12 protein-coding genes are annotated in these 14,322 nt (G+C 49.5%); 7 read left to right on the forward strand and 5 right to left on the reverse strand.

Features of this window, described 5'->3' with window-relative positions; genetic code table 11:
• Window positions 1–26: 26 nt before the first annotated feature.
• From ACSHWX_RS08415 to ACSHWX_RS08425, 3 genes are read left to right on the forward strand one after another with little or no spacing between them, the layout of a single operon-like run.
• Window positions 27–881, forward strand: a complete 855-nt coding sequence (locus ACSHWX_RS08415) for an ABC transporter permease subunit (RefSeq protein ID WP_435667823.1) — start codon at window positions 27–29, stop codon at window positions 879–881.
• Window positions 882–886: 5 nt separating this feature from the next.
• A complete protein-coding gene (locus ACSHWX_RS08420; protein WP_435667759.1) occupies window positions 887–1,753 on the forward strand; it encodes an ABC transporter ATP-binding protein in 867 nt (288 codons plus the stop codon).
• Window positions 1,750–2,571 carry a dipeptide ABC transporter ATP-binding protein gene (locus ACSHWX_RS08425; RefSeq protein ID WP_435667760.1) on the forward strand — a complete coding sequence of 274 codons (822 nt, stop codon included), beginning with the start codon at window positions 1,750–1,752 and terminating at the stop codon, window positions 2,569–2,571. The genes ACSHWX_RS08420 and ACSHWX_RS08425 overlap by 4 nt, the downstream gene beginning before the upstream one ends.
• 90 nt (window positions 2,572–2,661) lie before the next feature.
• Here ACSHWX_RS08425 and ACSHWX_RS08430 read toward each other — a convergent pair whose 3' ends face one another.
• Window positions 2,662–4,932 (reverse strand): methyl-accepting chemotaxis protein, encoded by a 2,271-nt coding sequence (locus ACSHWX_RS08430; RefSeq protein ID WP_435667761.1) that lies wholly within the window; start codon window positions 4,930–4,932, stop codon window positions 2,662–2,664.
• A 206-nt stretch (window positions 4,933–5,138) separates the two neighbouring features.
• Here ACSHWX_RS08430 and ACSHWX_RS08435 point away from each other — a divergent pair, with 206 nt between their 5' ends.
• Together ACSHWX_RS08435 and ACSHWX_RS08440 are read left to right on the forward strand one after the other, a co-directional pair.
• Entirely contained in the window at window positions 5,139–6,575 is a 1,437-nt protein-coding gene (locus tag ACSHWX_RS08435) for a protein adenylyltransferase SelO (RefSeq protein WP_435667824.1), read from the forward strand.
• Between the two features lie 60 nt (window positions 6,576–6,635).
• The gene (locus ACSHWX_RS08440; protein ID WP_435667762.1) at window positions 6,636–7,859 is read left to right on the forward strand and encodes an APC family permease; all 1,224 of its coding nucleotides are present in this window, start codon (window positions 6,636–6,638) and stop codon (window positions 7,857–7,859) included.
• A 12-nt stretch (window positions 7,860–7,871) separates the two neighbouring features.
• Here the strand turns inward: ACSHWX_RS08440 and ACSHWX_RS08445 are convergent, their stop codons facing one another.
• Both ACSHWX_RS08445 and ACSHWX_RS08450 read right to left on the reverse strand, forming a co-directional pair.
• Window positions 7,872–8,495: a hypothetical protein gene (locus ACSHWX_RS08445; RefSeq protein WP_435667763.1), complete on the reverse strand. Its 624-nt coding sequence runs from the start codon at window positions 8,493–8,495 to the stop codon at window positions 7,872–7,874.
• Window positions 8,492–9,436: an NAD(P)/FAD-dependent oxidoreductase gene (locus tag ACSHWX_RS08450; protein WP_435667764.1), complete on the reverse strand. Its 945-nt coding sequence runs from the start codon at window positions 9,434–9,436 to the stop codon at window positions 8,492–8,494. Before ACSHWX_RS08450 ends, ACSHWX_RS08445 begins: the two co-directional genes overlap by 4 nt.
• 115 nt (window positions 9,437–9,551) lie before the next feature.
• On the opposite strand from ACSHWX_RS08450, the gene ACSHWX_RS08455 reads away from it, so the two are divergent.
• Window positions 9,552–10,385: a helix-turn-helix domain-containing protein gene (locus ACSHWX_RS08455; protein WP_435667765.1), complete on the forward strand. Its 834-nt coding sequence runs from the start codon at window positions 9,552–9,554 to the stop codon at window positions 10,383–10,385.
• Window positions 10,386–10,491: 106 nt separating this feature from the next.
• On the opposite strand, the gene ACSHWX_RS08460 is transcribed toward ACSHWX_RS08455, so the two are convergent.
• Window positions 10,492–11,859, reverse strand: a complete 1,368-nt coding sequence (locus tag ACSHWX_RS08460) for an oligosaccharide flippase family protein (protein WP_435667766.1) — start codon at window positions 11,857–11,859, stop codon at window positions 10,492–10,494.
• An 11-nt stretch (window positions 11,860–11,870) separates the two neighbouring features.
• A complete protein-coding gene (locus ACSHWX_RS08465; protein WP_435667767.1) occupies window positions 11,871–13,091 on the reverse strand; it encodes a GNAT family N-acetyltransferase in 1,221 nt (406 codons plus the stop codon).
• A 462-nt stretch (window positions 13,092–13,553) separates the two neighbouring features.
• Here ACSHWX_RS08465 and ACSHWX_RS08470 point away from each other — a divergent pair, with 462 nt between their 5' ends.
• Window positions 13,554–14,306 (forward strand): hypothetical protein, encoded by a 753-nt coding sequence (locus ACSHWX_RS08470; protein WP_435667768.1) that lies wholly within the window; start codon window positions 13,554–13,556, stop codon window positions 14,304–14,306.
• Window positions 14,307–14,322 lie beyond the last annotated feature (16 nt).

The raw sequence follows: 14,322 nt of genomic DNA on the forward strand, positions 1-14,322 counted from the left end.
CAGAAGCGCGTAATGCGCAGCTGCAAATGCTCAAAGAGTTCTGGCACTATTTTAGCGCCAACAAGGGCGCCGTTATCGGCCTTGTTGTTTTTGGGTTCATGATATTTGTCGCAACTTTTGCGCCCTTATTGGCGCCACATGACCCCGGCCATCAATATCGTGATGCATTTCTGGTGCCCCCGGTTTGGTCAGAAGGCGGCAGCTGGAGTTACATTTTGGGCACTGATGCGGTGGGGCGCGATATGCTCTCTCGCCTCATTCACGGCTCGCGATTTTCACTCTTCATCGGGGTGGTTGTTGTTTCGATTTCCTTGACCGGTGGTATTATCATCGGGCTGGTTGCGGGTTACTTCCGTGGCTGGGTTGATGGCATCATCATGCGGGTTATGGATATCATCTTGGCGTTTCCATCCTTGCTGATGGCGCTTGTGCTTGTTGCTATTCTTGGCCCAGGTCTTGTGAACGCGATGATCGCAATTGCAATTGTTTTGCAACCTCACTTTGCCCGACTTACCCGTGCAGCGGTAATGAGTGAAGCCAACCGCGAATATGTGACATCTGCAAAAGTTGCAGGTGCCGGGCATATGCGATTGATGTTCAGAACCATTTTGCCCAACTGTTTGGCACCCTTGATCGTTCAAGCGACCTTGTCGTTTTCAGCGGCGATTTTGGATGCGGCGGCCCTTGGCTTCTTGGGCATGGGCGCCCAACCACCGACCCCTGAATGGGGCACAATGCTTGCAGAAGCACGCGAGTTCGTGTTGCGAGCTTGGTGGGTGGTTACATTCCCAGGGATTGCGATTCTTGTCACCGTTTTGGCGATCAACTTGGTCGGCGACGGCCTGCGCGATGCGCTTGATCCAAAACTCAAGCGGAGCTAATGGCCATGGAAAATTCAAAACCAAACGTATTAGAGATTAAAAATCTAACCGTGACCTTTGATACCGCTGACGGCCCGTTTAAGGCGGTTGATGGGGTAAACTTTAAGGTCAACCAAAACGACATTCTCGCCATCGTGGGCGAGAGTGGATCGGGTAAGTCTGTGGCCATGCTTGCTGTGATGGGCCTATTGCCCAATACCGCAACGATTACCGCAGACAAGATGGAATTTGAAGGCACAGATATTCAAAATCTGAGCGAAGGCGAACGTCGTAAGTTGATCGGTAAAGACATTTCGATGATCTTCCAGGAACCAGTGGCAAGCCTTAACCCGTGCTTTACGGTTGGTTTTCAGATCAATGAAATGCTCAATGCGCACACTGATCTGAATTCAAATGAACGCAAAGAGCGGGCAATTGAATTGTTCGAACTTGTTGGCATTCCCGAACCGGACAAAAAGCTTAAAAGCTATCCGCATCAATTGTCTGGCGGTCAATGCCAGCGGGTGATGATCGCCATGGCGATTTCGTGCAATCCAACGCTATTGATTGCTGATGAGCCGACCACGGCGCTTGACGTGACCATTCAAAAGCAGATCCTTGATTTGCTGTTGGATATTCAAAAGAAAAACAATATGGCGCTGATCATGATCACCCACGATATGGGTGTTGTGGCCGAAACGGCTCAACGTGTTGTGGTGCAATATAAAGGGCGTCAGATGGAAGAGGCTGGCGTGCTCGAATTGTTCGAAAACCCACAAAACCCCTATACCAAGGCTTTGCTGTCTGCTCTGCCAGAACGTGCAGAAGGCGATCGATTGCCAACCGTTTCGGACTTTGGCGACAACTTTGCCGATGAAGGAGCCGCATCATGAGTAATGTGATCCTAAAAGCACAAAACATCTATCGCGATTATGTCACCCAAGGCGGCATGTTCAAAAAAGGTGATGTGGTGCATGCTCTTAAGGGCATCAGTTTTGATGTCATCGAAGGCGAAACGCTTGCGGTTGTGGGCGAAAGTGGGTGCGGTAAATCAACTTTGGCCCGCATTCTAACCTTAATTGATGCACAAACGGCTGGCGATCTTGAGATCGAAGGCCAAGACATCAACATCAATGTGCAAAAGCCAACCGCTGAAATGCGCCAACGTGTTCAGATCGTTTTTCAAAACCCATATGGCTCGCTCAATCCCCGCCAAAAAGTTGGCGATGTGTTGGAAGAGCCGTTGGTGATCAACACCAACATGCCAGCGGATGAACGCCGTAAACTGGCGATGGAAATGCTTGAAAAAGTAGGACTAGAGCCTGTGCATTATGGGCGCTATCCGCACATGTTCTCAGGCGGTCAACGTCAGCGGATCGCGATTGCGCGGGCGTTGATGTTGCGGCCAAAGATCTTGGTTTTGGATGAACCTGTTTCAGCGCTTGATTTATCTGTGCAGGCGCAGATTTTGAACTTGCTCGCGGATTTGCAAGACGAGTTCAATCTTTCCTACATCTTCATCTCGCACGATCTGTCGGTGGTCAAATATATCGCGGACCGGGTGATGGTGATGTATTTTGGTGAAATCGTTGAGCAAAATACGCGGGAGGAAATTTTCTCTAACCCGCAGCATGATTATACCAAAACATTGTTGGCTGCGACGCCACGAGCAACCGTTGCCTCAATCAAGAAACGTTTGGGCGTGAACTAGTTTCAAGCTTTGAGTTGAGTTTAGGAAGGCGGGGACATTGTTCTCCGCCTTTTTTATTGGACCATCAACATTACGCTGAAAAGCCTAGTTTTATGCGGCTTTTGACCGACCAGATGACGCGCCAGCACTGAAAAAATCAGCCAATTCAGTGAGCTTTTGAATGTCCTCGACAAACTGATCTGTTGATTGGCTGGTTTGTTCTGCCAATGCGGCGTTATTCTGCGTCATCTCATTAATGGTCCCAAGGGAACCCATGATGTCAAGCAAGGTCGTCGCTTGCTCGTCAGAGCTTTGCGTTATGCCTTCAATGCTTTTGTGCAATAAATCGGTTTGCCCGATCATATCACCAAGCTCATCGCCTAAATCATTTACCATCTGCACACTTGATTGGATTTCAGCGATGGCTTGTTCCACTTGTCGTTGAATGTCCTTGGCCGCTTCACCTGAACGAATGGCAAGGCCGCGCACCTCTCCGGCAACAACTGCGAACCCACGCCCTGCTTCACCTGCTCGAGCGGCTTCCACTGAGGCGTTAAGCGCCAAAAGATCGGTCTGGAAGGCCATTTCGCCAACCTGATCGGTAACGGACGCCATTTTTTGCGAATGGTCGCGTAGCGCATCCATTTGAGCGATTGTGTTTTTAAGGATCTTCTGACTTTTCTCAGCAGACTTCGCCGTTTGTGTTGAAATACCAAGCGAGTCTTGGGCCGTATCGCGGTTTGAAGCCGCAGCCGTTGAAACACCCGAAGTGGCGTCGGTGGTTGTTTTTACCGTTTGCGCTTCACGCTCGGCTTGCTGGGATAGCTCGCTGGCTGTTTGGTTGAACTGAGCGAACGCGGCATCCATATTGCCGATGCTGACTTTTAGCGTCGATACGACGTTTGAAATCGAATTCGCACTGGAATTGAGCGCCTTTGCGATTTCGCCAAAACGACCCGGTCGATCATCGTCAACGCGCACCGTTAAATCACCGCTCGCCATGCTGGAAACCATGTGGTGGATTTCATCCAACACGGATTGCAAATTGTCACCGAGTTCAGTGACAGCACCACATACCTCATTTGAGAACCTGAGGTCTTGTACTGGACGAAGATCAATTGAGAATTCGCCTGCACCAAATTTTTCGAACTGCCGGCGCAAGTCTGCAATAAACTGCGCTGTCGCTTGCGCCTCATGCTCAAGTTTTTGCTTGCTGGTGAGGTCGAGTTTTTCCTGCTCGGATTGCAGCTCCAATCGCTCTTTGGCGTTCTCGCGGAACACCAACAGTGATTTCGTAATCGCGCCGATTTCAGTTTTCGGATGATAATTGGGCAATTCAATATCCAAATCCCCTTCCGCCAAACGATCCGTTTGTTTGGTGATGTGCGATAGGGGCCGCACGATGGAAACAATAATGGATATGCCCATTATTAGGATGGTTGCAGAAAATCCAGCAACCCCGGCCAACATAATCGTTTGGGCTAGAGACGCTTCGTCTGCGGCGCCCAAAGATGCAGTGTGGGCGGCCTCTTGAGACTGCGCGGCAAGGCCGGCGATTTGTGTGCGTTGGCGTTCTGAATTATCGACCAAGCTTTGGACGGCCACGTCCAATTCTTGTTTTTTGCTCCACCACGCGCTCATTTCGACAACATAAGCAGCGAACTCCGTTTCAATTTCAGACCAGAAATCTGGATCAAGGTCAGCTTCGTTTCCTACGGATTTGAACTGGCTGACCAATTGACTAAAGGACGTCCAATTGTCGTCAATCGGCAGTCCTGTCAGATTGGCTTCCGCGCGACGTACATTGTTGAAAACAGCATTTAGGTTGGCGATTTCAACCGTTTCGTCGAACTCGAATTCTTCTAGTATTCGTGTGCTTAAACGACCTGCGACATTGGAAATGCGCACCGCAAGATTGTCGATGGTGTCGATGCCTTCGCCTTCTGTATATTGCACGGCATACTCTGTCACCAACCCCAGGTCCGACTGAATTGCACTTACGTCCTGCAACAGTTCAAGCTGCACGGATAACCCCTTGAGGGCCGTCGCAATAGCGTCTGGATCAGCAAGCTCTTGCGCTTGAATAGCAAGCAGTGACGCTTCTGTTTGGGCAAATGCGGCTTGAAGCGTTGCGAGCGCTTCAGGGCTTCGTGTGCGCAAAAAGCTTTCGCGCAAATAGTCAAAGTTTTTATATTCCACCAGCGAGTTGCTGTAGCTTTGTGCCAGCGCGCTTAGTTCTTTTTCGACTGAAAGGGCGTTTTGCGCCCGATTTAGACCACCAACATAAGTTGTGGCGATCAGCGCTAATCCCACGGCGATTAAGCCAATGAAGAAGATCAGTTTGTTCCGAATTGTGAACAATCGCGATAGCTGGAAGAACATGAATTTGAACCAAACATGAAAATGACAGTGCCATCAGCATCCTCCGACATGGTTTAAAACATATTAATTTCCGCATATTTGGTAAACTATATGTATCACTTTGTTGAACATTGAATTGATTTCCCATCTATGTGGATTTGCTGCTACCAAACAGGTTCCCATCATTTCCAGCCCATGAATTGGATGAATTTTTGCCTGCTCACGATATGCCGATTTTCGGGAACCAGTATGCTCAATTGCCCGAGCGATTTTACACCAAGCAGCCTGCCACGCCGGTTTCGAGTCCCAATTGGATTGCGTTCAACCAGAACTTAGCGACAGAATTGCAACTGGATTGTGATGTTCTGTCCGGTGAAAAGGGTTTGGAGATTCTCTCCGGGAACATGGTTGCACACGACACCACGCCCTTAGCGATGGCCTATTCAGGCCACCAGTTCGGTAACTGGAACCCACAAATGGGCGATGGACGAGCATTGTTGCTGGGTGATGTTCAGAACAAAGTGGGCCAGCATTTTGATGTGCAGTTGAAAGGCTCTGGCCCCACGGCCTATTCGCGCAATGGCGACGGACGGGCAGCTCTAGGGCCTGTTCTTCGAGAATATGTTCTTTCAGAAGCCATGCATGCACTTGGGGTGCCAACTACGCGGGCATTGGCTGCGGTGACAACCGGGGAAATTGTGCGCAGAGAAAAACCGCTGCCCGGTGCGATCATTACGCGGGTCGCCAAGAGTTTTGTGCGCGTTGGTACGTTTCAATTTTTTGTTGCACGCGACGACAAAGAAGGGCTGGAAAAACTAGCTGACTTTTCCATTGAGCGGCATGCCCCGGACATCAATGGTCCCGATAAGTATGTCAAATTTCTTGATCGAGTGGTTTCATCGCAAGCAGAACTCATCGCTAAATGGCAATTGCTGGGGTTCATTCATGGGGTCATGAACACAGACAATATGTCGGTTGCAGGCGAAACGATCGACTATGGACCCTGCGCTTTTATGGACGAATATGACCCGGCGACGGTTTTTAGCTCCATCGACCAGTTCGCTCGTTATGCTTACCAAAATCAGCCACGCATTGCTCGATGGAACCTTGGTGTTTTAGCTCAATCCATGTTGCCTATATTGAATGAGGACGAGGAAAAGGCCCTAGAAATCGCCCAAGCGAGCATTGATCAATTTGCCCCCCAATTCGATGCGGCTTTCCGCACTGGTATGCTATCCAAGATCGGCATCAAAACCGAACAGGACAGTGACTTCGAACTGGCCGTTGAGTTGCTCAATGTTATGAAAGAAGCGCGAGCTGATTACACCAACACATTCCGCGCGCTCTCAAGACTTAACTTGAAAAACCCCGAAATTGGAGCTGCTCAATTACCGCTCACTGAATGGATCAATAACTGGCTTCGACACACCGATGGCGGGGATCGTGTTGACCAGGAATTGATGCGATCCGTAAACCCAGCTTTCATCCCGCGCAATCATCGCGTTCAGGCCGTGATTGATGCGGCGACGGAAGGTGACTTTACGCTGTTCGAGGAACTGATGAGTGTTTTAAAAACACCTTATCAAGATCAACCGGTTCACCACGCCTATAGCCTGCCACCAGAACCTGATGAACGCGTACATCAAACATTTTGTGGGACTTAATATGGATCAACTGCTCGTTCTATTTGTGGAGTAGGATACAGTTTTTAAAGGGATAGCCACGTGCGAACCATTAAAAACGATCCAGTAAAACTCAAGCGCTCCTTATCACTCCCCATGCTGGTTTTTTACGGTGTGGGCGTGACCGTTGGGGCAGGCATTTTTGCCCTTATCGGCGAGATTGTTGGCATCGCGGGTTCTCAAGCCCCATTGGCATTTCTTATCGCCGGCTTTATCGCGGCGGCAACAGGCCTCTCCTATGCCAAGTTGGCTTCCCTTTATCCACGCGCAGGCGGCGAAGCCGTTTTCGTAAAAGTCGGGCTTGGGCCACTTTTAGGGCGTTTGGTCGGTCTTGGCGTTGTTGCAACCGCTATCATATCAAGCGCCGTGGTTTCGCTTGCATTCGCGGGTTATTTTCAACAATTGGTCGATATTCCGACACCGCTTATCACCAGCGTTGTTGTCATCTCGCTTGCAGGTATCGCATGGCTTGGTGTGCGAGAGAGCGTGATATTTGCGGCGGTTATTACTGTATTGGAACTGGGCACGCTCGCTTATATTTGTTGGCTCGGCTTCCCCCATCTTGACGTAAACACTGTTTTCACGGTGAACCTCAATCTGTTTGCGCCCAACACCCAAGTCTTTGCGCTTACTTCTGCGGCGATGATCGCGTTTTTTGCCTTTATCGGCTTTGAAGATATCGAGAATATGGCAGAGGAAACAACAAATCCTCGCGCAACCGTTCCACGCGCCATTTTGATCACCCTATCGATAACGATCGTTATTTACATGTTGGTCGCGCTTGTTGCTGTCAACAGTGTGGACATTTCAAAACTAGCACAAAGCGACGCACCAATTGCTGACTTGTACAGTGCGTTGTCAGGCAGAGATGGCGATATCATCGCAGCGATTGCCACCACGGCGATGGTCAATGGCATATTGGTGCAAATCGTCATGGCGGCTCGCGTTTTGTACGGCATGGCGAATGAAAAGCTTGTGCCTCAACTGTTTGCACATCTTGACCCCAAGCGCCAAACCCCGAGCTTTTCCACCTGGTTTGTGGCAGCGATGACGATTGTTTTGGCGTTGAGCTTTCCGCTCGTCCATCTAGCAAGAGTGACAAGCGTGATCATACTTTGTGTTTTTGTGCTCGTTAATTTCTCACTCTGGCGCATTGGCGGCAGTAAAGAACACGCTGCAGAACTCAAAAATTGGAAATGGCTGGGTTTATTCGGCGCTATAATTTCTGCCGCCCTGTTGGTGAGCGAAGCTGTCAACTTCCTTTGACCTAAGAATATTTTACTGCACGCGCTCAAAGAGATATGCGAACGGCGATTTCGTATAGGCAATACCGCGACCTGACGCGATAAGTGTTTCGCGGGTGATGGTTTGGGGTTTCTTGGGAACCATATACAGATCAAGATTATCGCGGGAAACCTTGTATCCGTCCTTATTGGTCTCGACCACACCAGCAAACCTAAAACGCGGATCGAGCGCTGCGAGAGCAGCGTCGCCATGGCTTGAATTGACCAACAGGGTTCCCCCGATACGCAGGAAGTGTCCACACGCCTCAGATATGAACCCAGCATAAAGCGAAATCAGCAGATCAAAGTGTTGATCCGCCAATTCAAGATCATAATAGTCGCCGTGCTTGAATTGAAACTGCGCATCAGCACTGCCGCCATTCTCGGAAATGATCTGACGAACCCCATCAATATCGGCGAAGAATTTTGCCGCCCTTTTGTCCATATCCGCATAGGTCACATCATCAAAGACAAACGATGGCGCTACATCGACATAGCTCCCTGCATAAAGGACTTTCGTCGCGGGAATGACCTCACCAATGGCTTGAAACAGCCGTAGCCGATCGCCTTTATGCTGATCTTGCTTTTCCCAAAGTATTTGGGTTTTCGTCTGGCTCATACCATCACCTCCGGCAACGCGCCCCACCGCTCCATCGCCAATTCGTGCAGCATCATCTCCACGCAAAATCCACCTTCTGCAACTGCTGCAGCGATACCACTAAACCCAATACGGGCGTCGCCTACCACGTAAAGGCCGGGGATGTTGGTTGTCCCTGACGCACCTGCAAGCTCTTTCATGCCCCAATCGTTCTCCTCGGTTGGAATGACGCCGAGCTGCTCGGCAAAGTTGGTCGCGGGCGAAGAAAATTCCTCTACCACAAAGCCACTTTGGCGCACGACCTTGCGGCCACCTTCAAGTTCGACATGGGTCAATTTGCCGTCGGTCGAAATGAGCGCTTCTACCTTGCTCTCCTCAACGGGCACGCCTTTTGACACGAGCTCTGCCTTGGTATGATCATCCAACGCTTTACCGTTGGTGAACACCACAAGGTCTTTCGACCAAACCCGCATCATAGGCACGAAGTGCTGAACTACACTGTGCCCGAATATGGCCAGCGCTTCATCTTTATGTTCAAAGCCGTCACAAAATGGGCATGGATAAACGGACTTTCCATAAACAGCTTCAAGGCCCGGCAATTCCAACTCCGCCAGATTGTCCTTATGCCCGGTTGCGATCAACATCTTCTTCCCATGCAATATTCGACCATCCATCAACGTTGCGGAAAATCCTGAGGGTGTCCGCGCAACGTTGGTCACACGGTCTTTAACATAATCGACCGTCGTGTATTTTTTCAGCTGGTCTTTTGCGACAGTTAAAATCTCACTTGGATGAGCACCATCCCGCGTCAAGAAACCGTGTGAAGCGGTGGTGACAAAATTCCGAGGATCTTCAGCGTTGATGAAGGCTGTTTTCAGTCTGGTGCGCCCAGCCATTAAAGCTGCTGATTGGCCTGCAGGTCCGCCCCCGATAATGATAAGATCGAATTGAGTTTCGTTCATAGTAACCTCTGAATTATTGCTCGCTATGAAACTAATTTAGGCGAATTCACTTGTTTGCTTTAGAGCGTCGATTTGGGTATTATCGGCTGATCTTACGATGTATCGGAAATGTCCATTGTCCAACCCTTCTAAACCAGAACCAGCGCCACATCCGCTATGCTATGTGATCCATGAAACGGCGGCTGTAACAAACCCCGCGCCGGTAACCGTACACGCAGAGCATGGTTTGCTTTTTGCACTTGATGGCTGGTTTACCATGGAACAACGCTACGAGGCATTGTCATTGCCCGGCAGCGTCACCATTGTTCCCGCGGGCGTGCCGCATCGACCGCTTGCGGGGGAGAATCTTGATTATTGGTTGCTGGGGTTTTCGGCTGGCGGATTTGGATTTGATGAAACACAGGCTGTTATGCGTCCGTTTGCGGATGTTCGCTTAGGGGCGATGCCGGTTATTTCACTCTCCGAAGAGGCGCAAAAATCAATACAGGTTTGGTTTAGAACGCTTGCAAGTGAAACCGAACATCAAACAGCAGAAAGCACAGATGTGCAGCGCAGTTTGATCACGTTGATATTGGCGGAAACAGCAAGAGCCACTCCAGCAATGGGCGATGACGCAACCGGATCAAAGCTGGTCGCACAGGCGCTACGTTTCATCCAACAACATAGTTTTACGCCAATTTCTCTGACCGACGTTGCAGATGCTGTGGGGCGCACCGCCCCCCATGTCGCGGCGAGTGTAAAGAGTGAGACCGGATTTACCGTCGGCACTTGGATCGCATCTGCCCGCGTCGCAAAAGCCGCTCAGCTTTTACAGCACACGGACTTAGCCGTTGATCAAATCGCACCCCATGTTGGGTGGCAAGACACTACCCATTTCATTCGTCAGTTCCGCAAGATTTACAGCACCACACCAGCCGCTTGGCGGAAGAAGGTCAAATATCAAATCTGACCTTCCATTGGAGTTTGCCTATCGGGTCACGGTCTCGCGAAAGCCGTCTCTTGGTGTGAGAGTGACAATCTCTTAGTCCACAACAATCCTGTTTTAGTAGTTTGATCTAAGTCGCTTTTGTCATCAGTACTTTGCGCGGATCAAGATGGGCGGCGACGGACACATTGATTTTGAGTTTGCAGTAATAATACAGCAACGCAGAACGAATAATCTGGGACGTAGCGGTGCCAACCGCTGCGCCCAAAATGCCTAAATGAGGCACTAGGGATACGGACACCGCTATATTGATGATCAGCGAATAGGCGGCGATCAACACGTTGAGGCGTTCTCGACCGACCACGATCAACAGGTTCGATGCCTGCCCCACCACAGACTTTCCGATAAGACCAATGCCGATGGCCAGCATAATCACTTGCCCATAGGCAAACTCTTCGCCGAAAAGCGACAGCAAAAACGGCCCAGCGGCCAACGTGGCCAGCACTGCTGGAATGGTGAGCCAGAAAGTCCAAGTCGACGCCATGTGAACGCGGGTTTGAAGTTCAGTTTTATCGCCCTCTGCATTGGCCAGCGAGAATTCACGGGCGAACACCATCATAAAGGCGTAGTGAATGAAGCCGGCGATCGCCATGCATTTAAGGGCCGCGAAGTAGACCGACACATCCTCAGACGGCACCATGAAGCCCAGAATGACGATGTCTGACCAGTAAAGCAGCTCTTCAACGCCAGTGACCACGACCAAAGGCAGCGCGGCGTAAATCCAATATTTGCGCAAACGCTTACGGTGACTCAGGCTGGTTTTTGGCTTGATGCGTTTGACGTGGAGTTTGATGAATATGGCTTCAAGGCTGATTAGAAACAGGGTGACGCCAACGGTTGTTGCCAACGCAAGTTCCGCTGTCAATGCGATACCGTTCATGCTCATCACAAACAGACTAGCCATGACAATAATTGGCCTAATAATGAACCCGGGCACGATGGCCATCATGTACCAACCGATGCCGCGCGCCACGCCTTCAATGTAAAGTTCGAGCGCCAAAATGGGCAGGCCAACGGCGAGCACAATCGCAGAGCCGGTCATATTGTCGGCAAGCAAATCGCTGAAATAGTAAAGTGCAACGCCGCAAAGTAGCGCCGTGGTAAAACTTGTGACCAGCACAAATTTAAGACCGTTGCTCATGAAGCCATAGACGAGATCTTCGCGCATTCGGGTGGCATATTTGGGCAAAAAACGCACAGCACTTTCTGAAAAACCCATCACCGAGATATGGGTTAGGATGACTTGCCAGGTCCAAAAAGTGACGAACACACCGTAATTTTCAATACCCAGACTTTTGGCCAGATAGATTTGGAAAATATAGGCAAGTCCTGCCGCCAATATGCGCGTCGCAAGGGCTGACATCGCCTGAATTACGGCTTGGAGTTGACCGACCCGCGCGAGCAGAGATTGCAACTGAAGGCGTAGGGTTTTGATCAAATCCTTGCGCCTTAACTTTTTGAGATTTTGCGGCGAATGTTCAAAATTTTCAAACGCCATTCGCTCGGAAATGAGTTAAACAGCGTTTTTACTCTTGGGCGCAGAAGAATTTGCCAGACAACGCCGATCAAATAACCTTTTAAGGTTTTGACAAACACCCGACTTTGCAGCGGCAACTGATTATTGGACCAACTGTCTTTGTAACCTGCGGGCTCCGCCAACAAATCATATTTGTCCACGCCCGTTTCAATTGCCCATTTCAGTGCTTCTTCGATTTGAATTTTACCGACAGAATATTCGCTCATGCTCAATTCAAATGCGCCAATGTAAGAATAATAGTGGCCGTTTCGTAAAAACCCAACTTCGATGGCAACAGGATGGCCATCGACCTTCAACGCGCCAACAACTGCGCCCGAGCCGTTTTGACTATCGCCAAAAAGCGAGCTTACACATTGCTCAAGCCCGTCCATGTTTAGCTTCGCGTCATTGCGACCGCTTTGTTTTAACCAAGCCCGTTTCATCTGCAATGCCACCGCGACGAGCTCTGAATATTTGGGGTGGTCCGCAAAATAAGTGCGATACTCAACTTGCCCCAAACGAGCCAGTTTGTTCTTGCGTTTATTCCTGTTGCGGCGGGTCGATTTTGACGTGTTGGCCTGATATTGGGCAAAATCATCAAACTCAGCCAAATCAAAAATCGAAGCAACTTCATCGATCGGCGCTAGCCGACCTTTGCCTTGAACCAGACTTTGCAAAGGCGAGCCAACTGGTATTTTGGGCAGGCTCAGCAAATCATAGTCTGCCATCGTGCGGGCATCATCAACGAATTGCTCGACGTCCTTACGTCCCAAAATTTCTTTATCGACCAAGATATTTGAATATTCGGCATGGGGTGACGTCAGGGGCAAAAGTGCTTTGGTACCAAGCGACAGTTTATCAATCATCATGGGCCAAACCGCCTGCATTTCGCGGCCCTGCCATAGGGCGAAAATACACAATTGGGCGTTTGAATTCGCTCGGCCAACAGTACTCCACCAGCGGTAGCACCAGTCAAAAGTTTGAAAGAAGCAATGGTCGGTATTTGCCCGCAGTTCCAAATTTTGCCACTGCTCAGCCAACTCGGCAAAACGCTCTTCCTCGGTAATGCACTCGACCTGCATTGCCGACGTTCCATTAGACAAGGCGGAACCGCGTCTTGGATCAATTGATCCAGAAATTTCACTTTCGGACACTATATTTCGCACCAAACTCATAACAGGACCCAACCACACACAGTTGAACTTTCGCTCACTGCGTCCAAATGGGCAGCGAAAAGATGAGCCGCCCAATTTTCAAATTCACATATACAAATGCCTGATCGCCATCAAATTTGTGTTAAATTGCAGCTATTTGACAAAGCATGGTTACTAAATCCTTTCGCTCAAACTTACCCAAAAAAACCAAGGCAACTCTTACGCTGAGTGCTGGTCTGGGCCGTGCATAGCTAAGATATGTTGCTTCACTTGATGAGTAAAAGGAGTAATCGAAGCGCTATTTCAAGTTGAATTATCTAATTCATCTTAACCGTTCCAATTAACTACACATAAAGAATTGCAAGGCTCGAGCCATGGATTTGGTCGAGTTTAAGGCCCCAACATGCTATCAATACTTTGTTAACCTTTGGCATATTTGGGAATACTATTTTGCATCGCTTGATGAATACTATCATCGTTTTTGTTTTGACCTGCAGTGCCACAATGGCTGCTGATGCGGGCAAAATGCAGGACTTGCGGTCTGACTTTGCTATGGTCGCCTATGGCTATGCGATTGACCAAATTTGCGACATCACGCCCAATGATCAAAAAGTTTCTTTTTTAGCCGACTATATTGATGCGCGATGGTGGTTGTGGCGCGCCCGCACCGGTGTCGACAAAACGATTTCGAAAAAAATGGCCGAAAAGGCATGGAGTTTTACACAAGGTGGGCGCAAATGCGATGATAAATCGCAAGCCGAAATTGTCGCCGCACTGGCTATGCTCAAGGACTTTCCAACTAGAGCCGAAGCATTGTTTGGCACACCGTCGAAAAGCCTTTTGAACCCCAAACCCAACCAAAAACGCATCTTTGCGTCCTATCAATCTGCGCGATTGGGATGGATCATTGCTAAGAAATGCAACCCGGACATAGAAGTTCAGCAAAAGCTTTATCAAGATTTGATGGACACGCGAAAACTAATGCTGAGCGTTTTCCGTCCCAATCAAATGGCTGGACTGGAAAAGGCGACATCCGAAATGCATGTCTGGGGAACCATGGGGCAATGCACGGCCAAGCGGCTGGAATTTGCGGGAATGGCTGACGGGTTTTTGACCGAGTTGCGTGCAATCGCAAAAACTAAATTCGTTCAAGACCCTAAAACAAATGAAACTGAGCAGGCGACAAGCCTTACTGAAAACAATCAAAACTCATAAAAGCGTAGAGACCTAT

Origin of the sequence: Maritalea sp. (assembly GCF_051251695.1) — a bacterium.
Classification (GTDB): domain Bacteria; phylum Pseudomonadota; class Alphaproteobacteria; order Rhizobiales; family Devosiaceae; genus Maritalea.

Bases quoted from the DNA above. Each gene is read 5' to 3' on its own strand.
- ACSHWX_RS08425 (WP_435667760.1), top strand. From the start codon at position 1,750: ATGAGTAATGTGATCCTAAAAGCACAAAACATCTATCGCGATTATGTC.
- ACSHWX_RS08470 (WP_435667768.1), top strand. From the start codon at position 13,554: ATGAATACTATCATCGTTTTTGTTTTGACCTGCAGTGCCACAATGGCT.
- ACSHWX_RS08430 (WP_435667761.1), bottom strand. From the start codon at position 4,932: ATGTTCTTCCAGCTATCGCGATTGTTCACAATTCGGAACAAACTGATC.
- ACSHWX_RS08450 (WP_435667764.1), bottom strand. From the start codon at position 9,436: ATGAACGAAACTCAATTCGATCTTATCATTATCGGGGGCGGACCTGCA.
- ACSHWX_RS08445 (WP_435667763.1), bottom strand. From the start codon at position 8,495: ATGAGCCAGACGAAAACCCAAATACTTTGGGAAAAGCAAGATCAGCAT.
- ACSHWX_RS08435 (WP_435667824.1), top strand. From the start codon at position 5,139: ATGCCGATTTTCGGGAACCAGTATGCTCAATTGCCCGAGCGATTTTAC.
- ACSHWX_RS08415 (WP_435667823.1), top strand. From the start codon at position 27: ATGCTCAAAGAGTTCTGGCACTATTTTAGCGCCAACAAGGGCGCCGTT.
- ACSHWX_RS08420 (WP_435667759.1), top strand. From the start codon at position 887: ATGGAAAATTCAAAACCAAACGTATTAGAGATTAAAAATCTAACCGTG.